The sequence below is a fragment of the Microbacterium sp. Bi98 genome (genome assembly GCF_918698045.1).
Taxonomy (GTDB): Bacteria; Actinomycetota; Actinomycetes; order Actinomycetales; family Microbacteriaceae; genus Microbacterium.
The window spans coordinates 589,198-613,452 of the sequence record NZ_CAKKLK010000001.1 but is presented as its reverse complement, the minus strand read 5'-3'; the positions used below and the strand labels follow the sequence as shown (position 1 = coordinate 613,452).

At 68.3% G+C, this 24,255-nt stretch carries 27 protein-coding genes and 1 pseudogene; 15 read left to right on the top strand and 13 right to left on the bottom strand.

The window, feature by feature from the left end:
* Window positions 1–63 precede the first annotated feature (63 nt).
* Both LQZ85_RS03055 and LQZ85_RS03050 read left to right on the top strand, forming a co-directional pair.
* The gene (locus LQZ85_RS03055; protein WP_230100442.1) at window positions 64–1,932 is read left to right on the top strand and encodes a hypothetical protein; all 1,869 of its coding nucleotides are present in this window, start codon (window positions 64–66) and stop codon (window positions 1,930–1,932) included.
* A 992-nt stretch (window positions 1,933–2,924) separates the two neighbouring features.
* Window positions 2,925–3,227, top strand: a complete 303-nt coding sequence (locus LQZ85_RS03050; protein WP_056279497.1) for a hypothetical protein — start codon at window positions 2,925–2,927, stop codon at window positions 3,225–3,227.
* A gap of 6 nt (window positions 3,228–3,233) precedes the next feature.
* Here the strand turns inward: LQZ85_RS03050 and LQZ85_RS03045 are convergent, their stop codons facing one another.
* Window positions 3,234–4,841, bottom strand: coding sequence for an MFS transporter (locus LQZ85_RS03045; protein ID WP_230100441.1), 1,608 nt, complete (start codon window positions 4,839–4,841; stop codon window positions 3,234–3,236).
* 163 nt (window positions 4,842–5,004) lie between these two features.
* Window positions 5,005–6,372 (bottom strand): D-alanyl-D-alanine carboxypeptidase, encoded by a 1,368-nt coding sequence (locus LQZ85_RS03040; protein ID WP_230100440.1) that lies wholly within the window; start codon window positions 6,370–6,372, stop codon window positions 5,005–5,007.
* A 141-nt stretch (window positions 6,373–6,513) separates the two neighbouring features.
* Between LQZ85_RS03040 and LQZ85_RS03035 the strand changes: the two genes are divergently transcribed.
* From LQZ85_RS03035 to LQZ85_RS03025, 3 genes are all read left to right on the top strand, one after another.
* Window positions 6,514–7,164, top strand: a complete 651-nt coding sequence (locus LQZ85_RS03035) for a hypothetical protein (RefSeq protein WP_230100439.1) — start codon at window positions 6,514–6,516, stop codon at window positions 7,162–7,164.
* 130 nt (window positions 7,165–7,294) lie between these two features.
* On the top strand, window positions 7,295–8,137 hold the full coding sequence (locus tag LQZ85_RS03030) for a type II CAAX endopeptidase family protein (RefSeq protein WP_230100438.1): 843 nt from the start codon (window positions 7,295–7,297) through the stop codon (window positions 8,135–8,137).
* Window positions 8,138–8,185: 48 nt separating this feature from the next.
* Complete coding sequence (locus LQZ85_RS03025; RefSeq protein ID WP_230100437.1) at window positions 8,186–8,698, top strand: GNAT family N-acetyltransferase; 513 nt, start codon at window positions 8,186–8,188, stop codon at window positions 8,696–8,698.
* A gap of 17 nt (window positions 8,699–8,715) precedes the next feature.
* Here LQZ85_RS03025 and LQZ85_RS03020 read toward each other — a convergent pair whose 3' ends face one another.
* Both LQZ85_RS03020 and LQZ85_RS03015 read right to left on the bottom strand, forming a co-directional pair.
* Entirely contained in the window at window positions 8,716–9,069 is a 354-nt protein-coding gene (locus LQZ85_RS03020) for a hypothetical protein (protein ID WP_072591808.1), read from the bottom strand.
* 67 nt (window positions 9,070–9,136) lie between these two features.
* The gene (locus LQZ85_RS03015; RefSeq protein ID WP_053097674.1) at window positions 9,137–9,454 is read right to left on the bottom strand and encodes an NIPSNAP family protein; all 318 of its coding nucleotides are present in this window, start codon (window positions 9,452–9,454) and stop codon (window positions 9,137–9,139) included.
* Window positions 9,455–9,553: 99 nt separating this feature from the next.
* On the opposite strand from LQZ85_RS03015, the gene LQZ85_RS03010 reads away from it, so the two are divergent.
* The 6 genes and pseudogenes from LQZ85_RS03010 to LQZ85_RS02990 all read left to right on the top strand — a co-directional run bounded on the left by LQZ85_RS03010 (window position 9,554) and on the right by LQZ85_RS02990 (window position 13,940).
* Window positions 9,554–9,814 carry a hypothetical protein gene (locus LQZ85_RS03010; RefSeq protein ID WP_056279511.1) on the top strand — a complete coding sequence of 87 codons (261 nt, stop codon included), beginning with the start codon at window positions 9,554–9,556 and terminating at the stop codon, window positions 9,812–9,814.
* Window positions 9,807–10,280, top strand: coding sequence for a BLUF domain-containing protein (locus LQZ85_RS03005; RefSeq protein ID WP_230100436.1), 474 nt, complete (start codon window positions 9,807–9,809; stop codon window positions 10,278–10,280). Before LQZ85_RS03010 ends, LQZ85_RS03005 begins: the two co-directional genes overlap by 8 nt.
* Window positions 10,281–10,361: 81 nt before the next feature.
* Window positions 10,362–10,577: pseudogene (locus LQZ85_RS17925) on the top strand (DUF5979 domain-containing protein); the annotation flags it as partial.
* A gap of 217 nt (window positions 10,578–10,794) precedes the next feature.
* On the top strand, window positions 10,795–11,220 hold the full coding sequence (locus LQZ85_RS03000; RefSeq protein WP_230100435.1) for a response regulator transcription factor: 426 nt from the start codon (window positions 10,795–10,797) through the stop codon (window positions 11,218–11,220).
* A 93-nt stretch (window positions 11,221–11,313) separates the two neighbouring features.
* Window positions 11,314–12,279, top strand: coding sequence for a TIGR03885 family FMN-dependent LLM class oxidoreductase (locus tag LQZ85_RS02995; protein WP_230100434.1), 966 nt, complete (start codon window positions 11,314–11,316; stop codon window positions 12,277–12,279).
* Window positions 12,276–13,940 carry an alpha-amylase family protein gene (locus LQZ85_RS02990; protein ID WP_230100433.1) on the top strand — a complete coding sequence of 555 codons (1,665 nt, stop codon included), beginning with the start codon at window positions 12,276–12,278 and terminating at the stop codon, window positions 13,938–13,940. Before LQZ85_RS02995 ends, LQZ85_RS02990 begins: the two co-directional genes overlap by 4 nt.
* Before the next feature lie 3 nt (window positions 13,941–13,943).
* On the opposite strand, the gene LQZ85_RS02985 is transcribed toward LQZ85_RS02990, so the two are convergent.
* The 3 genes from LQZ85_RS02985 to LQZ85_RS02975 are packed head-to-tail and all read right to left on the bottom strand — an operon-like array spanning window position 13,944 to window position 15,790.
* Window positions 13,944–14,807: an ADP/ATP-dependent (S)-NAD(P)H-hydrate dehydratase gene (locus LQZ85_RS02985; RefSeq protein ID WP_056279519.1), complete on the bottom strand. Its 864-nt coding sequence runs from the start codon at window positions 14,805–14,807 to the stop codon at window positions 13,944–13,946.
* Window positions 14,791–15,519 carry a histidine phosphatase family protein gene (locus LQZ85_RS02980; protein ID WP_072591776.1) on the bottom strand — a complete coding sequence of 243 codons (729 nt, stop codon included), beginning with the start codon at window positions 15,517–15,519 and terminating at the stop codon, window positions 14,791–14,793. Before LQZ85_RS02980 ends, LQZ85_RS02985 begins: the two co-directional genes overlap by 17 nt.
* Window position 15,520: 1 nt before the next feature.
* Window positions 15,521–15,790 (bottom strand): hypothetical protein, encoded by a 270-nt coding sequence (locus tag LQZ85_RS02975; protein ID WP_053097657.1) that lies wholly within the window; start codon window positions 15,788–15,790, stop codon window positions 15,521–15,523.
* Window positions 15,791–15,899: 109 nt separating this feature from the next.
* On the opposite strand from LQZ85_RS02975, the gene LQZ85_RS02970 reads away from it, so the two are divergent.
* From LQZ85_RS02970 to LQZ85_RS02960, 3 genes are all read left to right on the top strand, one after another.
* Complete coding sequence (locus LQZ85_RS02970) at window positions 15,900–16,292, top strand: hypothetical protein (RefSeq protein ID WP_230100432.1); 393 nt, start codon at window positions 15,900–15,902, stop codon at window positions 16,290–16,292.
* 17 nt (window positions 16,293–16,309) lie between these two features.
* Entirely contained in the window at window positions 16,310–16,930 is a 621-nt protein-coding gene (locus LQZ85_RS02965; RefSeq protein ID WP_072591775.1) for a cyclodeaminase/cyclohydrolase family protein, read from the top strand.
* Window positions 16,931–17,014: 84 nt separating this feature from the next.
* Window positions 17,015–18,010 carry an NADP-dependent oxidoreductase gene (locus tag LQZ85_RS02960; RefSeq protein ID WP_230100431.1) on the top strand — a complete coding sequence of 332 codons (996 nt, stop codon included), beginning with the start codon at window positions 17,015–17,017 and terminating at the stop codon, window positions 18,008–18,010.
* Window positions 18,011–18,090: 80 nt separating this feature from the next.
* Here LQZ85_RS02960 and LQZ85_RS02955 read toward each other — a convergent pair whose 3' ends face one another.
* Window positions 18,091–18,807: an SDR family oxidoreductase gene (locus tag LQZ85_RS02955; protein ID WP_230100430.1), complete on the bottom strand. Its 717-nt coding sequence runs from the start codon at window positions 18,805–18,807 to the stop codon at window positions 18,091–18,093.
* Between the two features lie 154 nt (window positions 18,808–18,961).
* Between LQZ85_RS02955 and LQZ85_RS02950 the strand changes: the two genes are divergently transcribed.
* A complete protein-coding gene (locus tag LQZ85_RS02950; protein ID WP_053097652.1) occupies window positions 18,962–19,564 on the top strand; it encodes a TetR/AcrR family transcriptional regulator in 603 nt (200 codons plus the stop codon).
* A 7-nt stretch (window positions 19,565–19,571) separates the two neighbouring features.
* Here the strand turns inward: LQZ85_RS02950 and LQZ85_RS02945 are convergent, their stop codons facing one another.
* The 5 genes from LQZ85_RS02945 to LQZ85_RS02925 are packed head-to-tail and all read right to left on the bottom strand — an operon-like array spanning window position 19,572 to window position 24,234.
* Window positions 19,572–20,099: a hypothetical protein gene (locus LQZ85_RS02945; protein WP_230100429.1), complete on the bottom strand. Its 528-nt coding sequence runs from the start codon at window positions 20,097–20,099 to the stop codon at window positions 19,572–19,574.
* 52 nt (window positions 20,100–20,151) lie between these two features.
* Window positions 20,152–20,994 carry a galactosyltransferase-related protein gene (locus LQZ85_RS02940; RefSeq protein ID WP_187250236.1) on the bottom strand — a complete coding sequence of 281 codons (843 nt, stop codon included), beginning with the start codon at window positions 20,992–20,994 and terminating at the stop codon, window positions 20,152–20,154.
* Window positions 20,994–22,001: a glycosyltransferase gene (locus LQZ85_RS02935; RefSeq protein ID WP_230100428.1), complete on the bottom strand. Its 1,008-nt coding sequence runs from the start codon at window positions 21,999–22,001 to the stop codon at window positions 20,994–20,996. Before LQZ85_RS02935 ends, LQZ85_RS02940 begins: the two co-directional genes overlap by 1 nt.
* On the bottom strand, window positions 21,998–23,137 hold the full coding sequence (locus LQZ85_RS02930) for a glycosyltransferase (protein WP_230100427.1): 1,140 nt from the start codon (window positions 23,135–23,137) through the stop codon (window positions 21,998–22,000). The genes LQZ85_RS02935 and LQZ85_RS02930 overlap by 4 nt, the downstream gene beginning before the upstream one ends.
* A complete protein-coding gene (locus LQZ85_RS02925) occupies window positions 23,134–24,234 on the bottom strand; it encodes a glycosyltransferase (protein WP_230100426.1) in 1,101 nt (366 codons plus the stop codon). The genes LQZ85_RS02930 and LQZ85_RS02925 overlap by 4 nt, the downstream gene beginning before the upstream one ends.
* Between the last annotated feature and the right edge of the window lie 21 nt (window positions 24,235–24,255).

Below are 24,255 nucleotides of genomic sequence, written 5' to 3'. Positions count from 1 at the left end.
TTGCGGCTATATGGAACCATCTCCAATCCGAGGACATATGACGTCAGTTTCCTCGATGGAGCGATGATCCGACCGCTCGGGATCATCGCAGGAGCGTCGCAGACTGGGAAGACCAGTGTCGTCGAGTACGTCCAGTACTTGCTTGGTGCGCCCGAGTATCCGGACCATGAGGAAATGCGTGAGAACGTCACGAGCGCTGCCCTCGAGGTCTCTCTGAACGGCGAGATCTACACGATTCAACGCACCACTGTCGGCAGTCCGTCGAAGTTTGCGTCGGTGTGGCATTCGACCCTCGAAGGCATCGGGGAGGCGCTTGAGGCGCGCCTTCAGCTGGAGAAACCTGGTGCTCAAGACTCGCTGTCCTACTTCCTGATGGACGCGCTAGGTTTGGCAGGTGCTCGTCTACAAACGAGCGCAGGCAATCCGAACGCAGACTCACACGCGTTCAGCTTCCAAGATCTGTCGCGGCTTGTCTTCTTCGAAAACTCGCGACTCGATAGTAAGAACCTTTTGGTCGAGGGTGGCAATCCGGTCGTCGCGTACAAGCTTCAGCAAACCATCGACTTTGCCTTCCGCACATCGGACGAAGAACTTGGGCTCGCCACGCAACGCCTTCGCAACGCTGAGGCCGCACTCAGGGAGGCCGAGGCAACATCGCGGGCTCTCCTCGCGGTGGTGGAGAAGGAGTATCCCCTCGGTTCCGTCGGAGCGTCCATTCTCCTTGAAGAGGCGTCGGGTGCGCGAGTGTCTCTGGTTGAACGTATCGCGCTGTCGGACCGCGCAGAAGCTGCAACCCAGAATGGCCTGTCTGGCTTGCGAAGCCGTCTCAATCGCGAGCAACGCGCAGAGTCTGACGCATGGGAGAGAGTTCGATTGCGCACGAGTCTCATCGAACGACTCCGTGCGCTCGCTCTCCAGTACTCGGATGACAAGAGAAAACTGACCTTCTTAACCGAAGCTGAGAAAGCATTCGACCCGCTGCGCGTCGAAGTTTGCCCGGCATGCCTTGAACGGCTTGAGCGAGATGCGGAAGTCGTCGGGGGGCGATGCTCGCTGTGCGGAGGCCATGAAAGGGCAGATGCTGTCGCTGGCTCCATGTTGTCTCGCCGAGAGCTTCGCGCCACGACCCAGCGACTCGACGAACTTACCGATTATCTGGGGAGACTCGAATCTGAGTTGCAGCTCCTGAAGGATCGCGCGGAGTTCAACAGCCTCCAGGTGCAGAGTGTCGCTAGCGAGCTGGATCGCGCCGCCGCGCTGCCGGCGCCGTTCCTCGCCGCCCGCGACCAGCTGATGCGAGACCTGGGGGTCGCTGAAGCTGACGTGGCGCGTGCAGAGGTCGGTGTTCGGCTTTGGACCCGTGTTGAGGAAGCAGAGCGCGCGCGCGACCTGAAGCAAGGCACGGTGACTCGGCTTCGTCGGGAGCAAAGAGAGTTGAGCGCGCGACCGGACCGTAGAGACGTCAGGAACGCCTTGTCAAAGCGGTTCGCGGAGATCTTGGCGGAGTTCGATTACCCCAAGCTGAAGGGCGATGCCTGGCTCGATGACAAGCTGATACCTCACGTTCGAGGCAACGGCTACGTGAAAGCTAGTAGCGGTGGCCTGGTATTGATAAGCCTGGCCTGGGCGATGGCGCTCTGGGAGATTAGCTGGGAACGGCGGGCGCTCTTGCCTGGTTTGTTGGTCATCGACAGCCCGCAGAAAAATCTCGGGCATCGAGCCAGCCCTGATGACGCCGATTTCGCGGACGCGAAACTGGTAGATAACGTCTATTCGCACGTCGCTCGTTGGCTCGATGGCCCCGGCCGGGGAGCGCAGATCATTTTCGTCGACAACTCGCCGCCGGCTGAGACTAGTGACCGTGTTGTCATTCGTTTCTCAGGGAACCGCAATGATCCTCCCTTCGGCTTGATCGACGACGCCGTGGACTAAAGGTTCGGCTTGCGCGAGCCGATTTTCGGCCGATGACCGCATCTGCGGTGGCGCGATCGCCGTGGGAGATCGAGAGGCCTTGTAGGGACGTACGATCATTTCCCTTCTTGAGCAGGTCCAGTGCAGGCAGATTCCCTGCCGCTCAAGGTCCGGTTCGTTACGGTAACGGACAGGGGATGCGTTGCGTCCGCAGTCAGGGTAGTCGTGGGCTTCCTTTCACCTCACCGGAAGACTGCAGCAGTAACGCAGCAGTAACGGCATGCATGTTGGCTACCGTGAGTTGATGGGCGGAGGTGTGTGCTGATTCCCCGTAATCTCGGCATTGTTGAAGAATCTGTCCGTAAAGAATCGGGTGCAAGATGGGTTCAAATCCCACCGTCACCGCCACCACGAAGGCCCCGACTCCCGGTGATTTGACCGGGAAGCGGGGCCTTCGTCTTGCACGAGCCCTGACGGCGCTGACCCAGCGGTAACGCGAGCCAAATCGTGGTTGTCGCCGCTGATCGACTCAGTGGGGTCGGCACCATCGCGACGAACATGCCGGACAGCACCCCGAACGTGGTGTATTCCGCCGTGCCTGCATCGGTCGCCCCGGGGTCGCTCATGCTCTTCAGTGTGCACGACCGTTCCTCAGCGGACCAGGGCGCCGAGTGGACGCAGATGATGAAGTCTCGCGATCAACCGCATGATTCGTACGGCGGCTCGTCGAGGTCGTCATCGTCACTGCCCAGATGATGTCGGTTCCGGCCATGTAGGTCACAGGATTCCCTGGTCCCCGGGCGTCGTAATGTGGAGCGATGGACACTCGCATCCGCGCACTCACGGTCGTTCCGGTCTGTCTGGTCGTTCTTGCCTCTGTGGTCACCGGCTGTACTTCGAGCGCAGCGCCGGAGCCGGTCGCACCAGAAACGACATCCGCATCGACGCCATCGGCGACGACAGCGCCTCCCGCGGGAGGATTCGCGTATCCCGATAAGACAGACCCCACTCAGGTGGCCATCGCTCTCAAGTACGGGGAAGGCAACGACCCCTCGGGCGAGATCATCGCGGGCCCCGCCGCGCTCGTCGAGGACCGACAGTTCACCATCGAGGGGCGCTGCGAGGGAGACGGCGTCGGGTTCGAAGTGGTGACCGCCGATGCCGAGAGGCGGGTACTCGCCGAGGGGGACTTCAGATGCGACGATCCGCCGACCGGCGAGTTCTCGTATCGGCTGCCGTACGCCGGTGTGGTGCAGGTGAACCTCCTGGATGCTGATGACGTCGATCGGGCATGGGTGCGCGTCGTTCAGCCCTGAGCCTCTTCAGCGGGGCGGCGTGGGCTCGGGAAAGTAGTGCACCTCTGTGGGCTCGCCGTCGGTGTGCGCCCGCGCGGTCGCCTGGATCTCACGGTCGCGACCGGTCAGTCTCTGGGTCTGCTGTCGTCGGTACTCTCCCCAGGAGGGGACCATGAAGGACTCGAGCAGCAGGTCCTGCTCTTCGCCGCTGCGGAGGAGAGTCCATCGGTACCCGCCGGTTCGCCGCCGCGAACTCTCCACCAGTCGCATGGATTCTCGGAACGCGTCGATGCTGTCGGGTCGCACGGTGTAGGTGATCTGCACGAGAACGGGGCCGTCGGTCGGCTGGGGGTCGAGGACGAGGGTCGGGGTGGGCCATGACATCGAGACGGTCCGGTCGACGGTGCTGGTGCCCGGCAGAAGCGGCAGCCACATCACACTGGCTGCGATGACGACGAGCAGCGCCGCGGCCACGGCCAGCGATGTCGCCGTGCCGACTGCTCCGGCCAGGGCACCCCAGCCGAACGACCCGACGGCCATCGTTCCCATGAAGACGAGGATGTAGATCGATGCTCCTCGCGATCGCACCCACTGCGGGAGAGTCAGTTGCAGTGCGGCGTTCAGCACGGTGAGCGTGCCGATCCAGGCGACCCCGGCGAGAACGAGCAGCAGCAGCAGGGGGACGAACGGCAGCCATGCCGCGGCGAGCGTGCCGGCTGCGAACAGCACAGCGCTCACCGCGATCACCGCGTTGTCCGAGAACCTCTTGCGGGCGATGGGCAGAACGAAGATGCCGAGCACGGCCCCGGCGCCGAGGGCGCCGAGAAGGAGGCCGTATCCGCTCGAGGTGAGGTCGAGCCGTTTGGCGGTCACGGGAAGCAGCGCCCACAGTGCGCTGGCGGGCAGGGCGAAGAGGGCCGATCTCAGAAGGATGCGGCGCACGAGGTGGGCGGATGAGACGTACCGGACTCCTGCGCGCAGCGCGGCCGTGAACGGTTCCCTGTCGTCGAGTCCGCTCTGCGGCGGCCGTCGCCACCACAGAAGGGCGACGACTGCTCCGATGAAGCTGAGCGCGTTGATGCCGAAGACGACGGGTGCGCCGAACAGCGACAGCAGCACGCCGGCGAGCGCGGGGCCGACGGCGCGGGCGCCATTCACCGTGACGCCGCCGAGCGCGGAGGACGCACCGATGAGCGGGCGGGGCACGAGTTCCGGTTGGATCGCCTGCCAGGCCGGAGACGTCAGCGTGGAGGTGATCCCGAGCAGGAACGTGAAGCCGAGGATCGTCCACGGAGTGAGCTCGTTCAGGAAGGCGATGACGGTCAGCGCCGCGGCGATCACGGCGCTCGCCACCGACCCCCAGATCAGCAGTCTGCGGCGGTCGAGGGAGTCGGCGAGCACCCCCGCGGGGAGGGAGAACAGCACGGCCGGGGCCAGACTCGCCGTCTGCACGAGCGCGATGATCGTCGCTCCGGCCGCGGCGTCGACGAGGTACCACTGTGCGCCGACGGTCTGCATCCAGGTGCCGATGTTGCTGCCCAGCTGCGCGAACCACAGCACCCGGAATGCCGGGATGGCCAGCGGCGCCCAGGCGGAGACGGCGGCGGATCTCGGTGCCACAGGTCGAGAGGTCATCGGGTCTGCTGACATATCCGGCTGTCCTTCCGCAGAGCACATCGGGCCTGGCGCCTCGATGCAGATCGTATAGCCGGAGAACGCAGGCGGAGGTCGATCGGTCGATCTTTCGACTTTCGTCCGAAGGTCGGCACGCAGCGTTCCTATGCGCGGTCGAGCGGCCTCAGCCCTCGGCATCCGTCGCGGAGCCGAGCTCGGACGGGTGGGTGAGCCGCCACCACTCGGTGGGCGGATCGATGGTCCCTGCGATGGTCACCGGGGCAGTGACGGTGTTCGGTCCGGCAGTCCAGGTGACGGTCCCCACGGCCGTGCCGTCGCGGTAGGTGGGAGGGGTGTCGATGTCCATCGTCAGCTCGATCGGCGTGTCCGACCAGGTGAAGATCGATGCGTCCTCGCCGATGACCAGGGTGGCGGTGGACCCCCAGGGTGTCGAGATCGTTCCGATCTCCTGGCCCTCGCTCGCGACGGGCACCTGATGGAAGCCGGAGCGGATGCTCTCGAGCTCGGCGATCACGGTGGCATTCACCGACTCGCGCGATGATCCGCCGAGGACGACGCCGGTGATCGCGAGCGGATCGGCCGCGCCCACGTCGAGGGTCGCCGTGTACAGCAGGCTGTGCGTGCCCTCGCCGAGGTTGCCGGTCTTCAGTCCCGTGATCCCGGCGGTGCCGAGGAGGGCGTTCGTGTTGATCAGCTGACCGGCGCCGGGGATCGAGACCGAGGGGGTCGCGACGATCCGAGCGATCGCCGGATGCGCGGCGGCGAGCTTCGCGATGGCCAGCAGATCGGCAGGCGTGCTCGTGTTGCGCGGACTGATGCCAGTGGGCTCGGTGACCGTCGTTCCGGTGAGGCCGTGGGATGCGAGCCAGGCGCGCGTCGCACTGAGGAAAGCGCTCTGCGACCCGAAGATCCGGGAGGACAGCGCGTCGGCGTAGTTGCTCGCGGAGGGGATGAGCATGACGGCCAGGGCATCGTGCAACGACATCGAGGTGCCGGTGGGCATCGGAGCGATGGTCGCACCCTGCACGTAGTACTGGTCGTAGAGGTCGTGATCGGCCTTGCCGAACGTGATGGTCGGTCCGGGGTCGTCTGCGGAGGCGAGCGGTGACGCGTCGAGGATGACGAGGGCGGTGATGAGCTTGGTGATGCTCGCGATCGGGAGCGGCTCGCCCGTCCCCGTCGCCGACCACGTGCCGCTCGCCCCCTCGCCCAGGTACGCGTCGGCGCCGGACACGCTGATCGCCGATGCCGCAGCCGTATGCGTGGCGACGGCAGCCGCGTCGCCGACCGGGACCTGCGGTGCGCGTGCGGTCACGGCCGGCGGATCCACCGGAGCCGTGAGCGCCCACCCGACGTACCCTCCGGTCACGGCCAGCACCAGGACCACGCAGACGGCGGTGATGACGAGTCCTCGTCGCCGGCGTCTTCTGCGCACCGCGGGGTCGACCCGATCACCGCTGAACTCCTGCTCATGCGCCATGAGCTCCGCGAAATCGGACAGCCCATCCACCGGCTGCCAGGGTGCCGTCATCGAGAGCCCCTCATCGCGTCCACCCGTCGCTCGCATTCCGCAGAAAAGGCCATCCTCTCGTATGCCGGCATCCTCCGGTATCCGCCGTTCGGGGGACAGCAACCGGTTGAAAGCCGAACGGCGATCCGATGGACTGACGGGATGCGATCGACGACTCCGATGCCGGGCAACCCCTGGCCGCACGACATGTCCATCACCGTGGAGGACAGGCCACAGCTCCTGCTCGAGTTGCTCTGGATTCGAGAGGCGCACGATCTGCGTCCCGTCGGCGAGACGCTGCCGCCGAGGCTGATCGAGACGCCTGCGGCTGCGGCGAACCCGGTGGATGCCGTCACCCGCGACCGCTGGTCGGCAGCCTGGTCGCGGATCTGGGAGGACGTGCTCGCGCACGCCGCCGTCGAACCCGACCGAGGTCTGCTCGATGCGGTGTTCAGCTCAGACCTGAGCTCGACGGAGCGGGAGCGCCTTCTGCGCGAGCTCGTCGGGCCGGCATGGCGAGACGACTTCGGCGGCGATGTCTTCGACGATGAGGCATATCGGGACTGGGAGCGGCGCGGCTTCGATTCTCACGTCGAGACACGACCGACGACGCTCGCCGAGAGTCCCGAGCATCGAGACGTCGAGGCGCTCGCGGATGCCTGGCGTCGCGGCCTGCTGAAGGTCGTGACCATCCCGTGCCGCGAGTTGCACGTGCGACAGATCGGCCCTCACGCGCTGTTGGTCACCGATGAGGTGCGCAGCGACAGCGCGCAGTATCGGTCGGCTCTGGGCTCGTTCGCTCCGAAGGGGTGAGCGACCTCTGTGCGTCAGTCGGCGAACGACGAGCGGAGGTTCCGCAACCCTAGGATTGCCTCGGAGACCGGAAGCTCGCTCTCATGCGGCGTCGACGGGGCGACGCCCGCCGGATCAGGGGAGCCTCAGGATGAAGACCGCAATCGGACGTCCCCGCAGCATCTGGCTCGCACTCGGGGTCGTGGTCTTCTACGTTCTCTGCGCATGGGGGCTCGGCAACCTCCTCAGCGGGCTGGTCGGCGACGACGGCTCGTTGGCGGACTTCTCCCTCGGTCACTTCATCCCCCTCGCTGTTGGCATCGGCGGCGTTCTGCTGTTCCTGCGGTGGGCAGGCGGGGGTGCCGAGGTGTGGAGGGAGCGACCGACCCCGACCCTCACCCCTCGCCGGTGGTGGCTGATCTCGATACCCGTGCTCGCGTTCGCCGTGCCGGTGGTCGAGCTGTTCGACGTGCCTTGGGCTGAGCGCTCGCTCGGCTTCCTGGTCGTCGTGGCGCTGGGAACGCTGATGGTCGGCTTCGGTGAGGAGCTGGTGATCCGGGGCGTCTTGCTCACAGCGGTCCGCGCGCACTTCGGCGAGTTCGCCGTGTTCCTCCTCACGTGCTTCGTGTTCGCGCTCGCCCATATTCCGGGTTACCTGTTCAGCGGTCTGCCGCTCTTCATCATCGCCTTCAATGTGATCGCCCTGATGTCAGCCGGCGCCACCTACTACTGGATCCGTCGCGTCACCGGACGCATCTGGGTCGCCATGCTCATTCACGCTCTCACCGACTGGGTCCTCTACGTCGGGTCCGACGTCGGGCTTCCGTCCGCATCGGTCCCCGTGCAGCATTCGCCTGCGGACGACTCGGGGACCGGAGCGCTCGGGTACGTGGAGAGCCTGCTTCTGATCCTGCTGCCGATCAGCGTCATCAGCGTCATTCGGGAGAGCCGATGCGACAAGCGCAACGCGCTCAGCGACGGCACGGGGGTCTAGGCAGCGACGGATCTCACGTCGCGTGCCGCGCTCTGGCAGGCTTCTGGCATGCATGTGACGATCACTCCGGCGCCCTCTGCGACGTGGGAACGCTACCGAGACCTTCGCCTGGCCGCGCTCGCAGAGTCCCCGGAGATGTTCGGGTCGACACTGCAGCGGGAGTCCGCGTTCGGCGACGATGTCTGGCGGAGCCGTTCGACTCATCCCGGAGCATTCATCGCGAGCATCGATGGCGAGGACGTCGGCATCGGCGGCGTCTACGACATGAGTGGCCGCTGGGTGGTCAACGGGGTCTGGGTCGCACCGGATCACCGGGGTCAGGGAGCCGTCGACGCGCTGATGGTCGCCTGCGTGGACTATGTCTCCTCCCGTGGAGCGGACACGATCCATCTCGGTGTGATGGAGAGCAACCCCCGGGGGATCGCGGCGTACACGCGCCTGGGATTCACGCCAGATGGGGCGAGCGAGACGTTTCCCGACGGACGGATCGAGATCATGATGTCGCGGTCCGTGGCCACGGCCGGGGCCGAACATCCCGGCAAACGGTCGCTTTCGGACTGAGGTATCCGGAGTCCGAGCTAGTCGCGGTCGGCGTCGATCAGCTCGAGGAGTTTGCGCAGCTCGTCGCGGATCTCGGTGTGGTCGTACTGCCCGGCACGGCTCTCACCGGAGATGACTCCCGAGCGGCGTACCGAGCGGAGATCCCCGAAGGGGAAGGAGTACGCCTCCTTCGTCTCGGGGTTCTCGCTCTTGTCGATGCCCAGGTGCCAGTGGGAGAACTCGGTCCATCCGTGCTGCTCGATGAAGCGGTTCTCGTCGTCAGCGCTGGGCGCGGCCTCCGACCAGTCGTCGCGCTCGTCGCGGACGACCTTGCCGTCGCGGACCAGCGAGCGGGCGTGTCGGAGGGCGGGGTGATTCAGTTCGATAGCCATGCGCAGACGCTAGGACGGAGAGCGGCACCGTCGAACCCCCTTGACGCACCGGGCGGGAGCATCCTCCTCAGTCGGCGTCGGCCGAGAAGACGGGGCTGAGGAAGCGGCGCTCGTAGCGGCGGATGCACTGGGTCCTGCGCGCGAACTCGAAGGCCTCGATGCACTCGGGGTCGGTCTTCGATGCCGTGCGGTAGACCTCGTACTCGGCCAACGAGGGGAACGTGAACAGCGCGAACGCCTCATCGCTGTCGCCTTCGCTCGGCATGAAGTAGCCGTGGTGGGTCCCGCCGTGCTTCGCCACCAGACGGATCCATGCCCGGCCGTACTCGGTGAAGTCGTCGAGCTTGTCGGGGTCGATCTCGTAGCGCAGGTGAACCGTGATCATGTCCTTGATCCTGCCAGAGCCGGACCGCGTGTTCCGATCGTCACTCCGCCTGGAGGATGATCCGGAGCCCGCCCGGAATCTCGAAGGTACGCTGAGAGTATGGGTGATCAATCGCCGACGCCTGTTCGCCCGCTCTGGGCGAGCGTGGCAGACGGCTTCTACGTGGGCAGCCAGGACGGCTCCTTCCTCGGCTACGTCGACCGTCTGTCCGACGGCGTCTGGCGCGCATTCGATGCGGCCTCGCGCTCCATCGGCGACTTCGCGGACCACCATCGAGCGATGGCAGCGGTGACGGCCACCGTCGAGGTCAGCGCGCATCGGTCCGCTCACCACGGCAGGGACGGGGTGCGGAATGACTGAACAGAATCCGCTCGTCTCGCTCGTCTACTGCAGCAGCGCCACGCAGCCGTTCGGCGAACACGAGCTCGGTGAACTGCTGGCGGTGAGTCGCGCCCGCAACAGCGACCGCGACATCACCGGGATGCTGCTCTACCGCGGCGGAGAGTTCGTGCAGATCCTCGAGGGGCCCAGGTCTGACGTTGAGGCGTTGATGGAGCGGATCGGCCGCGACCCGCGCCACACGGATGTCCGCGTGCTGATCGAAGAACCGCTGCACGAACGGCGCTTCCGGGACTGGACGATGGGATATCAGTCCCTCGTCGCTCCCGAGCCTGGAACGGCCTCGGGATATCGCGACTCGTTCGACGATCTCCGCATGGGCGATCACGACATGATCGGTCGCGCGATCATGGAGTTGACGCTGTGGTTCCGAGTGCGTGAGTCGGCCAGCCGGCAGCCCATCGAGAGCGAAGCCCGGTCGCGCTAGCCGTCATCTGAGGCGCGCTAGCCGTCATCTGCGGCGGATGAGCACGCTCGCCGCGCCACCACCCGGTGTCACCCCGGCAGGGTGAGGGCGATCGCCGATGGAGAGACGATCACGTGGACCGAGCTTCCGCAGGGCGCCGAGTGCGGAGTCACGGAGACCGATCCGGCGGATGCCGACTACACCACCCTGGTCGTGACCGAGGGCGCACAGGCAGGCGACGCCGTCGCCGGAACCACAGCGGAGCTCGCACCGCTCCCGGATGTGGACTCCTCGGATCAGACGTCTGTGGCGATCACCAACGTGTTCACCACCGGTGATCTCCGCATCACGAAGATCGTCGACGGATCGGGTGCGGACGCCGTCTCCCGGCTCTTCCCGGTGCAGGTGACATGCGTGCTCATCGATTCGTCCCACCCGGAACCCGGCCTCGTCGTCCTCGACTCGTCGTACGAGATCGGTGGACCGGACCGAGCGACGGCGCAGATCGGCGCGTCTGCCGCGGACCAGGGTGCTGGTGCTGACCACGTACGATCTCGACGAGTTCGCCTTCGGAGCCCTGCAGGCCGGGGCCGCCGGGTTCCTGCTCAAGAACACGAGACCGGCCGAGCTCGTCGCCGCGATCCGCACGGTCGCCACCGGGGATGCGGTGGTCGCACCCCGCATCACCGCGAAGCTCATCGAAGTCGCCCTGCCGCACCTCGCGCCGCCGAACCCCGGGGCCCGGGAGGGCGCGCTCTCGGCGCTGACCGAGCGGGAACGTGACGTCTTCCTGCAGGTCGCGCGCGGCCTCACCAACAGCGAGATCGCGCAGACGCTGCATCTGAGCGAGTCGACGGTCAAGGCGCATTTCGGCCGCATCCTGGTGAAGCTCGATCTGCCAAGTCGCGTCCAGGCGGTGATCCTGGCCTACGAGCTCGGGATCGTGAGCCCGGGCAGCTGAGACCGCGGGCCGGTCCGGGCGTCGCATCTTGCCAGACTCGTTCCGGAGTGTCCACCACTGCCGCCGCGCGCTGTTCGTTGCCAGACTCGGCGCATGGTGTTCATCGGTTTTCATGCATCGCACGAGCAGATCCCCCCGAGCGCCCTGCTCGAGGCCGTGGTCGAGGCGGAGCGCGCAGGGTTCGACGGGGCGATGTGCTCCGACCACCTCGCACCGTGGACCACGGCTCAGGGCGAGTCGGGTTTCGCCCTGAGCTGGATCGCCGCCGCGCTCGCCCGCACCCGCTTCTCGATCGGCATGGTCAATGCTCCGGGTCAGCGGTATCACCCGGTGATGATCGCGCAGGCGTTCGCGACGCTGGAGGAGATGTTCCCCGGCCGCTTCTGGGCGGCGATGGGCAGCGGCGAAGCGGTCAACGAGCACGTGACGGGCGACGGATGGCCCGACAAGAGCATCCGCAACGACCGACTGCGCGAGAGCGTCGACGTGATCCGCCGACTGATCGGGGGAGAGGAGGTGGACCACGACGGTCTGGTGCGCGTGCATCGCGCGCGGGTCTGGAGCCGACCGGCTGAACCGCCGCCGCTGTTCGCGACCGCTGTGAGCGCCGAGACGGCGGAGTGGGCGGCGTCGTGGGCGCAGGGCCTCGCGACGGTCGCGCAGGAACCGGCCGCACTGCAGCGCGTCGTCGATGCCTACCGAGGTGCAGGAGGCACGGGTCCCTGCATCCTGCAGGTGCATCTCAGCCTGGCCGAGAGCGACGATGCGGCGTTCGGGATCGCGCGCGAGCAGTGGCGGAACGGACTGCTCGCGCCTCCGGTCACCTGGGATCTCGAGCAGCCGGAGGACTTCGAGGCGGCGCTGGTCGGGATCGATGAGGAGGGGCTCCGCAAGGCCGTCCTCATCGACCACGACGCGACCGCACTGGCCGACCGCATCGCGGATCTGGTTCGGATCGGGTTCGACCGCGTCTACCTGCATCACGTCGGCTCCGAGCAGTCCCGATACCTCGACGCCGCAGCATCCGAGCTCATCCCCGCCTTGAAGGAGCGACTGTGAAGATCACCGACACGAGCGACCTCTGGTGGAAGACCGCAGTCATCTACTGCCTCGACGTCGAGACGTTCCTCGACTCGAACGGCGACGGCGTCGGCGATCTGCAGGGCCTCTCCGAGCGCATCGACTACCTCTCGCAGCTCGGCGTCACCTGCCTGTGGCTGATGCCGTTCTATCCGACGCCCGACCGCGACGACGGCTACGACGTCAGCGACTTCTACGGGATCGACTCGCGACTCGGCACCCACGGCGACTTCGTCGAGGTCATCCGCACTGCACGGGACCGCGGGATGCGGGTGATCGTCGACCTGGTCATCAACCACACCTCCGACCGGCATCCGTGGTTCGTCGCCGCGAAACGGAGTGTGGATTCGCCGTATCGCGACTACTACGTGTGGCGTGACGATGCACCTCCGAAGGGGCAGAAGAACGCCGTCTTCCCCGGGCAGGCGAACGGCATCTGGGGCAAGGAGGAGAAGTCGGGGCAGTGGTACCAGCACAGCTTCTACGAGCACCAGCCCGACCTGAACATCGCCAACCCTCGGGTGCGTGACGAGATCGCGAAGGTCATCGGCTTCTGGTTGCAGCTGGGCATCTCCGGCTTCCGCGTCGATGCGGTGCCCTTCCTGCTCGAGATCCCCGAGGGCTCCGGCATCCCCGAGCCCCACGATCTGCTGCGCGACATCCGCCGCTTCCTGCAGCGCCGGTCGAGCGAGGCGATCCTGCTCGGCGAGGTCAACCTGCCCTACGACCAGCAGGTGCAGTACTTCGGCGGTGATGATGAGGACGAGCTCACCATGCAGTTCGACTTCGTCGGGATGCAGTCGCTGTACCTGTCGTTCGCCCGCAAGGACCCCGCTCCGCTGATCGAGGCTCTGCGGGCTCGACCCGTGCTCGGATCCGAGGTGCAGTGGGCGAACTTCCTGCGCAACCACGACGAGCTGACCCTCGACAAGCTCAGCGACAGCGAGCGTCAGGAGGTGTTCGACGCCTTCGCGCCCGATGAGCGCCAGCGCGTGTTCGGGCGGGGCATCACCCGCCGCCTTCCTCCGATGCTCGAGGGCGACCCTCGTCGCATCCGCATGGCCTACAGCCTGCTCTTCACCCTGCCCGGCACCCCGGTGCTGTTCTACGGCGAGGAGATCGGCATGGGGGAGAACATCGAGATCCCCGGCCGCGAAGCGGTGCGGACGCCGATGCAGTGGTCGGTCGACAAGAACGGGGGATTCTCGGATGCCCCGCCCAGCCGGCTCGTCGCTCGGCCACCGTCCGACGGGTACGCGCCGGAGCACGTGAACGTGGCCGCGCAGCTGGGTGACCGCGAGTCGATGCTGTATTTCGTGCGGGCGCTCACCTCGGCGTACCGGATCTCGCCGGAACTCGGCTGGGGAACGCTCGAGATCATCGACCAGCCGGCCGCCTCGCTCCTCGCGCACTCGCTCGCCGCGGACGTGGGCAGGATGATCGCCCTCCACAACTTCGCCGAGGTGCCGGTCACCACGTCGTTCCGGGTGGAGGACGAGCCTGAGGGCACGAGGCTCGTCGATCTGCTCGATCCCGCCCAGATCGCGCTGGGGCCGGACGGCGAGGTCGAACTGGAGGTGCCGGCATACGGCTACCGCTGGCTCCGGGTCTCGCGACCGGGCGACGGACGCGTGACCTGAGGCTCAGTCGACGTCGCCTCGAGCCCCGTCGACGTCGTCGAGCACGGCGGCGGGGAGTTCGCGCACCAGCTCGCGGGCGAGGTAGCCGAGACCCCTGCGCTCGGCGAGTCGGTCTCCTGCGCGGGCGTGCGCCCATGCTCCCCAGACGGCGGCGCGTTCCGGGGCGAGTCCTCGGGCGGCGAAGCCGGTGATGGCGCCCGCGACGACGTCGCCCGATCCGGCCGTGCCGAGGCCGGGGCCGCCGTCGTCGAGTCGCCATGCGGTGCCCGAGGGTGAGACCACGGCGGAGTAGCAGTGGATCACGGCGTCGAGCTCCTGAGCGAGTCCCGGCAGGTCCGAGAAGAGGTCGTCGACGGGGCGGCCCAGCAGGAGCTCGGCCTCGTCGAGATTGGCGTTGACGATCAGGGACGCCGGAAGATCCGAGCGCGGCACGTCGCGCAGTGCACCGACGGCGAAGGCGTCGACCACGAGGCAGGAGATGTCGTGGCCCGCCAGCCGCCGCAGCCACCCGAGGGCATCGTCGGGGTCGTCCAGCCCCGGCCCGACCAGCACCGCATCCGCTCCTTCGCAGGCGCTGCGCAGGTCGTCGGTCATCGGTTCGCCCGGACCGGGCGATTCGTAGACCCCGGCCTCGGGGAACGCGATCCGCACGACATCCGCGACCGAGGCGTCGGTCGTGACCGCGACCTTGCCCGCTCCGACGCGCAGCATGGCCTCCCCGCCCAGCACGACCGCGCCGGCCGAGAGAGACGAGCCGCCGATGATCATCGCCGTGCCGCGGGACTTCTTCGAGTCGCCGGGGTCGGGCAGACCCCACTCCTGCAGCAGCTGCGGCGTCACCCGCGTCGGCTCATCCCGGGCCGACATCGGGGCTTCCCGGGTGCACGGTGATGTCGGCGCCCAGCTGCGCGAGGTGGCGCACGTCGGAGAAGTCCTCGAGCTGCCACTGCCGGCCGTCCAGGCGCAGCCGCGTCACCGAGGCGTTGAGCACCGGGTTCGTCGAGGCGAACTGCATGAGGCGCGTCTCGTCCATTCCGGTCAGCAGTGCGACCAGCAGCATCACGACGGCATCATGCGCGACGACGAGACCGACGCGGGCGTCGTCGGCCAGTGCGTCTCGCAGGAACGACCGCAGGCGCAGGGACACATCGGCCCACGACTCTCCTCCGGGCGGCCGGTGGTAGTACTTGCCCAGTCGCGCCCGACGGTCGGCCTCTTCGGGATGCCGGGCGGCGACGCCCCACCGGGTCAGCAGATCGAGGATGCCGAGCTCTCTGTCGCGCAGCCGTTCGTCGGTGAGCACCCGCTCGACGCCGGCGACGCCCTCCACCCCCTCCATGCTGAGCGCGAACGTCTGCTGGGCCCGCACGTACGGCGACAACCAGGCGACCTGGGGCGTGACAGGGCCGCCGTGCAACGCGGCCGCCAGCGCTCGCGCCTGCTCGGCGCCGGTGGTCGACAACGGCACATCGGCGTCTCGGGTCGCGAGGTCGATCACCTCGGCGCGGGCGGTCTCCGCGGCTGTCGCGGCGACGTTGCCGACACTCTCTCCGTGCCTGACGAGCCACAGCTCCTGCACGTCACATCTCCCAGTCTTCGAACGGGAGGTCCCAGGAGGCGTGGTCCGGCTCGATGCGTCCGGTCGTATCGACGTGCGCGGCCTTCTCGACCGAGATCACCACGCGCGTCGTGGGGCGGATGAGCACGCTGATGCTGCGGTCGTCGCCCGACAGGGTGATGAAGGTCGGCGCTGCGGATGCGGCGGCCTCGATCTCGTCCATCACCTGCCTCAGAGGGCGATCGTCACGCAGCACGAAATTCCGGCCGTCGATCTCGATGTTCGTGCTCATTGTGCGCTCCTCCCTCTCGTGTGGCCGACGCTATGCGATCGAAGCGAGTGTGCCGAGGGCCTTGCGTCAGAGGCCGACGAGGGTTAACCGAACTCTCTACGATGAGATCATGCAGATGCTCGACACCCTCGCGCTCGTCGGCGAGGTGCTGTCGTGGGTCGGTCTCGGGCTCGGTCTGCCGATGCTGCTGATCGGCGTCCTCATCCGGACGATCGAGGGGCCGTGGCTGCCCGCAGAGATCGCCGTCATCGAGCGCGACGGGGCGTTGCTCGCCCGCTGGTTCGCCGGGGGAGACTTCCACGAGCGACCGCTGAGCCGGCAGGAATCGGCGACCGCGGAGGCCGGCTGGGCCGACGGAGTGGTCAGCGCGAACAACCCCTCCCACGCACGAGTGGGGGAGCCGCCGCACGCACGGCGCGTCGTCCTCACCCTCGGGATCGTGTTCGCCGGCGTCGGGTTCGCGGGTCTCGTGGTGTCGCTGCTCCCGCTGCTCTGGTCGTAGCTCGTAGGGTGACGGTCATGGAGGACTCCGCCGACATCCCCGCATCCACCCCGATGGACGACTGGTTCGACGCGCTGAGTCGTCCGACCGGTTCTCCCGGGGGCGGCGCCGCGTCGGGAGTGATGCTCGCGATCGCCGCCTCGCTGATGAGCATGGTGGGCGGGTACTCCGATGACGACCCTCGAGCATCGGAGCGCCTCGATCCGCTCGCCGGGCGACGCGTCGAGGCGCTGCGGGCGGTCGAGGCGGACGGCGTCGTCTCGGCACGCTTCGGGGCTGCTCTCGCACTGCCGAGCGACGACCCGTCCCGCGACGAGCGCGTCCGCGAGGCGGCCGTCGAGGCGGCCGAGTCCGCGGCGCAGGTCGGTGGCATCGGCGTGCGGATGCTGCGCGACGTGCGGGTGCTCGTCGAGGCGGGCAACCCTCACATCGCCGTTGATCTCGCCGTCGCCGCAGAGGCCCTGGGCGCCGGATTGTCGGGGGCGTCGCTGAACATCCGGGCGAACCTGCAGATCGCACGCCGTCACGGATCGTCCGACACCGCGCTCGCCGGCCTCGACGCGGAGATCGAACGGTTGGCGGATGCGCGACGCGAGGTCGCGCAGATCATCGAGGAGCTGTCCTCTCGACTCGACTGAGAGCATCTCGCCGTTGACAATAAAACTGAGTGCGCTCATAATAGAGTTCAGTCGTTATTCTGCGACGGATTTCGGAGATCACCCATGAGAGCTTTCGTCCTCTCGAAGTACGACACCGCCGTGCATGCGGCCGACGTGCCCGAGCCCTCCGTGGGCGAGCACGACGTGCTCGTCCGCGTGCAGGCGGCAGGTGTCAACCAGCTGGATGAGAAGATCCGCGCCGGCGAGTTCAGAGCGATCCTGCCGTACCGTCTGCCGATCGTCCTCGGGCGCGACGTCGCGGGGACGGTCATCCGCGTCGGCGCCGGCGTGAGCCGTTTCGCGATCGGCGACGAGGTCTACGCGCGTCCACGCGATCGTCGCATCGGGACCTTCGCCGAGCGGATCGCGGTCGACGAGAGCGACGTGGCGCTGAAGCCCGCGTCGATCACGATGGACGAGGCGGGGTCGCTGCCGCTCGTCGCGCTGACGGCCTGGCAGGCCCTGGTCGAGATCGGCGAGGTGCGGCGGGGCGACAAGGTGCTGATCCATGCGGGAGCCGGTGGCGTCGGATCGATCGCGATCCAGCTCGCGAAGCACCTGGGTGCGGAGGTGGCGACGACCGCGAGCGGCGCGAACGCCGACTTCGTGAGGATGCTCGGCGCCGACCATGTCGTCGACTACCGGTCTGAGGACTTCGAGGAGGTCCTCAGTGGATACGACGTCGTGCTCGACAGCCTCGGCGGCGAGAACCTCGAGAAGTCGCTGCGCATCCTGCGGCCGGGAGGCAGGGCGGTCGGGATCTCGGGTCCGCCCACACCCGAGTTCGCCCGCGCAGCCGGCCTCAATCCACTGCTCCGACTGGCCATGGCCGTGCTCAGCCGCAAGGTCCGGGCCCAGGCGAAGCGCCTGGGCGTCGCCTACACGTTCCTCTTCATGCGGGCGAGCGGCGAACAGCTGCGCCAGATCGCAGAACTCGTCGACGCGGGAGCCATCCGCCCGATCGTCGGTCGCGTGCTCCCGTTCGAGGAGGCCGCCGACGGCATCGCGTCGCTGACCCGGGGCGGAATCCGCGGCAAGGTCGTGATCAGGGGAGCCTGAGTCCTGATCGCTGCAGAGCATCCGGACGCACGAAGGCCCCGGGAGCGATCCGATCGCTCCCGGGGCCTTCGCCGTGTGGACTACTGCTCCGAGGTGCGCGCCAGCTGCGGGTAGAGCGCCTGGAGCGGGGCGCTCAGGGCGGCCCTGACCTGCACCGAGGTGTCGTCGGCGAGCACCTCGTACTCGCCCGCCTCCGTGGCATCCAGCACCTTGGTCACGAGCACGGCCGGGTCGAGCTTCGGGTCGGTGACGTTCGCCGCCATGGCCGTGTCGACGTATCCGACGTGCACCCCGACGACGTGCACTCCGGCCGGGGCGAGCTCGAGGCGCAGCGAGTTCGTCGCCGACCACAGCGCCGCCTTGGTCGCGCTGTAGATGCCGGCGACGGCGTACCAGCTCAAGGCCGAGTGGATGTCGATGAGCGCCGACTGCGGCTGGGCCGAGAGGATCGGCGCGAAGGCGCGAGCGAGGAACAGCGGGCCGAGGAAGTTGGTCTCGACGTTCGCGCGGATCTCCTCGTCGCTGTGCGAGAGGATGCCGGGGCTCGAGGGCGAGGCGCCGGCGTTGTTGATGAGCACCGTGACGTCGGGCGCGGCAGCGACGGCTGCGGCGATCGATGCCGGGTCGGTGACATCGAGGGCGAGCGGCACGATGCGCTCGTCGTCCCACTCGCGGGGCGTGCGTGCGGAGGCGTAGACCTTCGAGGCGCCGCGCGCGAGGGCCTCGCGGACGAAGTGCGTGCCGATCCCTCCGTTCGCGCCGGTGACGAGGACTACTGCTCCAGAGAGAGAAGGCATGAGGGTGGGCTTTCTGTGGGAGGGATCGAACGGATGCCGTCACGGCTCCACCGTGGATCGATGAGGCGCTCGTGGGAGAATGGGCGAACCGAGCCCACGCCCTGGTGACTATGATCAGAACTGAGCGTGATCATTATTTATTCCGAAGGACGTCATGACTGTCGACTCCCGCCCTCTCGGTCGACGTGAGCGCAACAAGCTCGACAAGCTCGAGCGCATCACGACCGCTGCCGGCGAGCTCTTCGCCGAACGAGGGGTGGACGACGTCACGACGCAGGAGATCGCCGATCGCGCCGACATCGGCACGGGAACGCTCTTCCTCTACGCCAAGACCAAGGGCGAGCTGCTGCTGCTCGTGCAGAACTCGATGTACGCCGAGGCGCTCGAGCGCGGACGCGCCGCCGCCGCCGACGCGGACGGTGTTCTCGAGGGTGTGCTGGCGGTGATCCGGCCGGTCATCGAATGCAACCGCACCCAGATCGACAACGGCCGCACCTACCTGCGTGAGATCGTGTTCGGCGACCCCGAAGAACCGCATCACGGTGAGGCGCTCGCCCTCACCGGGCAGACCGAGCAGCTGGTCGCCGACGTCATCGCCCGTGATACGCGGGTCTCGGCCGACGAGGCCGCGGCGCTCGCCCGCATCGTCTCGGCCGTCATGTTCCTGACCATGTCCGCCACGATCAACATCGCTCACTCGGTCGAGCAGATCGTCGACGAGGTCGCCGCGCAGATCAGAGTGATCCTGCCGGCCTGACCGGACGTCAGTGCACGAACGCCTTCAGCACGACGAAGGCCACCCCGAACAGCGCTGTGCTCAGCGCCCCGAGGCTGCGGACGGGGATGGAGCTGCCCCGACGGAGGAAGGCCACGTAGCCGAGGAAGGCCAGGATGACGGTTCCTGACCACAGGGCGACGTCGTTCGCGGCATCGTCGGGAATGACCCGCGTCGTGCCGGCGACGAGGATGAGCGCGGGGATCCCGGCCGAGCTCAGCATCCCGAGTGAATGGCGCACCGAGCGGCCGATGGCCGTGCGCACGCCCATCTGCTCGGGATCGTCTCGGCCGAGCCGGGCGACGGCACCCGCGTAGACATGCGCCGCCCAGAAGACGATGACGGTCACTCCGACCGACAGGAGCACCGCGGCAGACGTCTCTCCGTGTGCGGACGAGACGGCGATCAGTCCGCTCACGAGGATCGTTCCGTAGACCGCCGCTTCGGTGCCGAATCCCGGACGCAGGGTGCGGTGCGCGCGAAGCAGCGGGTGCTCATCGGGGGAAGACGCCGTCATGCTGCCGAGCGTAGTGCGGATTCCCCGGCATCCGAACCTCCCGTCGAGCGGTTCAACGACGGGATGCGCTCGCGCGATCGACGCGGCGGAAGCCGTCGCCGTGAGGTTCCACGGCACCGCCCTCGATGAAGCTGTCTATCCAGCCGCGCATCGGCCACTCGCCCCATCGCTCGGCGAACAGAGCGCCGTTGCGCAGGATGTCGTCGAGGTGGCGCCAGGGCGGAGAGCCGGCCGGATGCCACTGGTGGTAGGCATGCGCGCCGCCGACCCAGCGCAGACCGATGCCACGCGCCCGTGCGCGTCGACCCAGGTCGGTGTCTTCGGCGCCGTAGCCCTCGTACACCTCGTCGAATCCCCCGAGACGCGTCCAGGTCTCGGGGGTCACCGCGAACGAGAGCGACCAGAACAGGTCGAACTCGTCATCGGTCGCCGCCACGACGGCGTCGCCCGCGGGCAGCGGGCGAGCGGGGTGCGGACGGGTCAGGATGCCGAGATCGTGCGGTGTCGACGGGCGCTGCACACTGTGGAGATAGGTCACCGGGCCGCAGAGGAGGTCCTGCGGGTGCGTTCGCGCGGCACCGATATATCGCTCGACGAGTCCCGGTCCCGGCAGGCAGTCGACATCGAGGAACACCAGCAGGTCGACGTCCCGAGCGAGCGCGAGCGAGGCCGCCGCGTTCCGCGCCGCGCCGACGCGCATGCCGTGGTCGCCCGGCGGCACATGCACGAACAGGGCCGGGGGCTGCACGGGCGGGGCCTCCGCATCCAGCCACGCCTCGATGCGGACGATCTCGACGCCGGGCGTGCTCACCTCGTCGAGGAACCGCCGCTGACGCTGCAGATGGTCGAGACGGTTGACCGAAGCCGGCGTGATGACGGCGACGCGGACGCTCATCACGCCACCTCTTCGATCGCGCTCGCGGCGCGGGCGGCAGCCCCGTGCACCTGCCACGCGTGCCAGCGGGGAGCGGTCTCAGCAGCTCGGCGGATGCCGTCCACGACCTGGGAGGGCTCCGCATCGACCGGAAGACTCTGGGCGAAGCCCTGTGCGGCGAGCACGCGGGCCATGTCCTCCTGCTCGCCGAAGGGCCTCTCCTGGGCGATCACGACGGCGCGGGCATCGGCGGCGGCGAGGTCGGCGATGCTGTTCTGGCCCGCCGCGCTCACCACGACCGTGGCGCGGCACAGCAGGGGCCAGACGTCGTCGACCCGATCGTCGTCGTTCGCGCCGGCGCTCTCGACGTCCCACCCGTCCGCTCTGAGCACCTCGACGGTCTCGGAGAGCCCGTCACGGTCGAGAGCGCGGCCGAGGAACAGCACGCGACGGGGGTGCTCATCGCCGGTGTCGACGCGGGCTCGGCCGTCATAGCGAGACACGCCGCCGACCGCTCGCACGCGCTCGCGGCCGACGAGCGCTGTCGCCTCGATGGTTCCCTGCGGCCAGGGCGTCAGGATGAGGTCGGCGAGGTCGTATCCGAGCCGGTGCGGGGCGTCGGTGCGCTCGCCCGGTTGAGCGAAGACGATCGTCGGCACGCCCATCAGGCGGGCGAGCATCGTGATCTCGACGCTGACGTCGACGACGAAGGCCGCGGTCGGGTGGACGGCCACCCAGTCGGCGATCACCGAGAGGCGAGCCTGATGCCCGGGATGCCCGAGGGGTGCCCAGTGCAGGCTGCCGTTCGCGGTGACATCGCCCAGCTCGTGCGCCTCTCGGCGCACTCCGTCGGCCCCGACGACCGGGTCGGAGTCGGAGGGCAGCTGAACCCATGTCGTCCGCGGTGCCAGGGACTCGGGCTCAGGCAGGCTCGAGAACACCGTGACCTCGTCGGCGAGGTGCGGGCGGATCGCCTGCATCCGCGTCAGGTGGCCCCACCCGTGATGGTGCACGTACCAGGCGATCATGCTCCGACCGCCTCCACGAACTCGTGGGCGGGCATCGCGCTCTGAGCGGCGACGGTGAGGACCCGTTCGATCTCGCGATGCCGATGGTCGAGCGAATGCCGCGCGGAGGCGGCGTCGCGCACATCCCGTCGGCGCAGTCCGCTGCGCGACTGCGCGACCAGGTTCGTCGCGGCGCGCGCGAGCGCCTCGGTGTCGGCGGACGGCACCACGGCGGTGCCGGGGATTCCGGCGAGCACCTCACTGGTGCCTCCCGAGTCGAACGCGGCGACGGGCGTGCCGGTCATGACCGCCTCGGCCATCACCAGCCCGAAGGGCTCCGACCACACCGGTGTCACGAGGGCGACCGATGAGGCCCCGACGAGCTCGGCGAGCTCGGGCTGTCGCAGCGCGCCGACGTAGTCGATGCCCCGGCCGAGACGCGGGCGCACCTCGCGGTCGAAATAGGCGGCGTCGCCGACGCGGCCCGCGAGCTTCAGCCGCGCGCCGGCGCGTCGAGCGGCGTCGATGGCGAGATGGGGTGCCTTCTCGGGCACGATCCGGCCGAACCACACCCAGTCCCCTCCGCCCGATCCCAGACTCCACTGTGCGGTGTCGACGCCGTTGGTGAAGACGAACGCCTCGACGCCCTCGGCCGACCACGCGCGCGCCGTGTACTGGCTGACCGCGAGGAACCTGTGCGGCGACGAGCCGTCGAGAGCATTCGACGCGATCACCATGTCGGCGAGGGGAGGGGTGTGCAGCGTCGTGACGACCGGAACCCCGATCTCACGGCTCCACAGGATCGGATCGCCGTGGAGGCTGTGGTTGTCGACGACATCGACGCGGGTCTCCGGCGCGTCGAGCCGATCCCGTACCCGCGCGAAGGCGTCGGTCATGAGACGGCGGTGCCCCTCGGGGAAGTCGGTGTCGGACGCATCCCGCGCCCGGTGCCACCGCGGACTCGGCAGGTGCAGGTCTATGTCGGCGTCGAGGAAGTCCGATCCCTCCGCCGCGCACAGCTCCACATGGTGGCCGCGGCTGCGCAGCCAGCGCACGCGGTTCCAGACCACGGCCTCCAGCCCGCCCGCGTGCGGTTGGCGAAGAGGATGACGTTCGGGCGCCACGACCAGCACCCGCAGCTGCTCGCGACCGATCATGCGCGGGCCCCCTCGGTGACGCGCGCACATGCCTCGGCGTACAGCCGCGCATGGGCGGTGCGCACCGCCTGCCGCTCGGCCAGCCTCTCGGACCTGCGCGTGTCCATCGGCGGCCGGGGCGGCGCGTCCGACGCGCGCGACACGGCCTCGGCCAGCGTCCGCGCGTCGTCGAGCCCGATGATGAAGAAGTCGTCGGGATGCTGCGAGCCGATGTGCCCCACCTCGGTCCCGGCCACGGGGACCCCCAGGTCGTGGCAGAGCTCGACCCATCCCGAGTGGGTTCCGTGCAGGTACGGCAGGACGAAGAGGTCGAGGCCGCCGATCCACGCGGCGATGTCCGCGTCGCTCAGCCGCGGGGTGCGCCGCACGTGCACCGACGGGTGGTCGGCCGCGGCGGCGACCACGCGGGCTGCCGCCTCGTCATCCCGCGTGCGCTCGTTCAGCAGGATCTCGAAGTCGACGGCGCGACCCGCCTCGGCGAGCTGTCCGGCCGCGTCGACAGCCGTGCGGACCGCACGCTCCGCGTCGATGTTGGGACGCAGGTCGCGCAGGTGGATGCCGACCCGCACGGTCGCGTCATCCGAGCGCCCGATCACGGGCGCATCGTCGAGCAGGGTGGGGTGCGCCAGCACCTCGCTGCTCCGGTGCCACCGTCGTTCGATCTCGGCCGCCGCCGTCGCGGTGAGCGTGACCAGGTGATCGGCCGACGGGATGATCACATCGAGCAGCTCTCGGTACGGCGCCTGGTCGACCAGCTGCGGGTTCTCGAGGTCGTGCACGGTGTACACGACCGGGCGGCCGAGCCGGTGCGCGGTCTCGAGCGCCTCGCGCAGCTCGTCGGGCGAGAAGGATTCGAGGCCGAAGTGCACGTGCAGCACATCGAACTCATCTGCGTGCGACACCAGCCACTGCGGGGTGAGAGCCACCGGAGGCCACCAGACGCCCGCAGCTGCGCCGGGAACGGGCGGATCGGGGAGGACCTTCACTTGCTCCGTGTCGGCGATGGCGCGCACGTAGGGATGGGTGGCCGGGATCGAGGCGACGCGGATGAGGGCGGGTTCGGTGACGATGTGGTTCTCCGTGGGCGGGCAGAGCATCGACGTGCGGGGTCGCGATGA

Excerpts from the sequence above, each read along its gene's own strand:
- LQZ85_RS03055 (WP_230100442.1), top strand. The coding sequence starts at position 64 with ATGATCCGACCGCTCGGGATCATCGCAGGAGCGTCGCAGACTGGGAAG.
- LQZ85_RS03045 (WP_230100441.1), bottom strand. The coding sequence starts at position 4,841 with ATGACCTCTCGACCTGTGGCACCGAGATCCGCCGCCGTCTCCGCCTGG.
- LQZ85_RS03040 (WP_230100440.1), bottom strand. The coding sequence starts at position 6,372 with ATGACGGCACCCTGGCAGCCGGTGGATGGGCTGTCCGATTTCGCGGAG.
- LQZ85_RS03035 (WP_230100439.1), top strand. The coding sequence starts at position 6,514 with ATGCGATCGACGACTCCGATGCCGGGCAACCCCTGGCCGCACGACATG.
- LQZ85_RS03030 (WP_230100438.1), top strand. The coding sequence starts at position 7,295 with ATGAAGACCGCAATCGGACGTCCCCGCAGCATCTGGCTCGCACTCGGG.
- LQZ85_RS03025 (WP_230100437.1), top strand. The coding sequence starts at position 8,186 with ATGCATGTGACGATCACTCCGGCGCCCTCTGCGACGTGGGAACGCTAC.
- LQZ85_RS03020 (WP_072591808.1), bottom strand. The coding sequence starts at position 9,069 with ATGGCTATCGAACTGAATCACCCCGCCCTCCGACACGCCCGCTCGCTG.
- LQZ85_RS03015 (WP_053097674.1), bottom strand. The coding sequence starts at position 9,454 with ATGATCACGGTTCACCTGCGCTACGAGATCGACCCCGACAAGCTCGAC.
- LQZ85_RS03010 (WP_056279511.1), top strand. The coding sequence starts at position 9,554 with ATGGGTGATCAATCGCCGACGCCTGTTCGCCCGCTCTGGGCGAGCGTG.
- LQZ85_RS03005 (WP_230100436.1), top strand. The coding sequence starts at position 9,807 with ATGACTGAACAGAATCCGCTCGTCTCGCTCGTCTACTGCAGCAGCGCC.
- LQZ85_RS02995 (WP_230100434.1), top strand. The coding sequence starts at position 11,314 with ATGGTGTTCATCGGTTTTCATGCATCGCACGAGCAGATCCCCCCGAGC.
- LQZ85_RS02985 (WP_056279519.1), bottom strand. The coding sequence starts at position 14,807 with ATGTCGGCCCGGGATGAGCCGACGCGGGTGACGCCGCAGCTGCTGCAG.
- LQZ85_RS02975 (WP_053097657.1), bottom strand. The coding sequence starts at position 15,790 with ATGAGCACGAACATCGAGATCGACGGCCGGAATTTCGTGCTGCGTGAC.
- LQZ85_RS02970 (WP_230100432.1), top strand. The coding sequence starts at position 15,900 with ATGCAGATGCTCGACACCCTCGCGCTCGTCGGCGAGGTGCTGTCGTGG.
- LQZ85_RS02965 (WP_072591775.1), top strand. The coding sequence starts at position 16,310 with ATGGAGGACTCCGCCGACATCCCCGCATCCACCCCGATGGACGACTGG.
- LQZ85_RS02960 (WP_230100431.1), top strand. The coding sequence starts at position 17,015 with ATGAGAGCTTTCGTCCTCTCGAAGTACGACACCGCCGTGCATGCGGCC.
- LQZ85_RS02955 (WP_230100430.1), bottom strand. The coding sequence starts at position 18,807 with ATGCCTTCTCTCTCTGGAGCAGTAGTCCTCGTCACCGGCGCGAACGGA.
- LQZ85_RS02950 (WP_053097652.1), top strand. The coding sequence starts at position 18,962 with ATGACTGTCGACTCCCGCCCTCTCGGTCGACGTGAGCGCAACAAGCTC.
- LQZ85_RS02945 (WP_230100429.1), bottom strand. The coding sequence starts at position 20,099 with ATGACGGCGTCTTCCCCCGATGAGCACCCGCTGCTTCGCGCGCACCGC.
- LQZ85_RS02940 (WP_187250236.1), bottom strand. The coding sequence starts at position 20,994 with ATGAGCGTCCGCGTCGCCGTCATCACGCCGGCTTCGGTCAACCGTCTC.
- LQZ85_RS02935 (WP_230100428.1), bottom strand. The coding sequence starts at position 22,001 with ATGATCGCCTGGTACGTGCACCATCACGGGTGGGGCCACCTGACGCGG.
- LQZ85_RS02930 (WP_230100427.1), bottom strand. The coding sequence starts at position 23,137 with ATGATCGGTCGCGAGCAGCTGCGGGTGCTGGTCGTGGCGCCCGAACGT.
- LQZ85_RS02925 (WP_230100426.1), bottom strand. The coding sequence starts at position 24,234 with ATGCTCTGCCCGCCCACGGAGAACCACATCGTCACCGAACCCGCCCTC.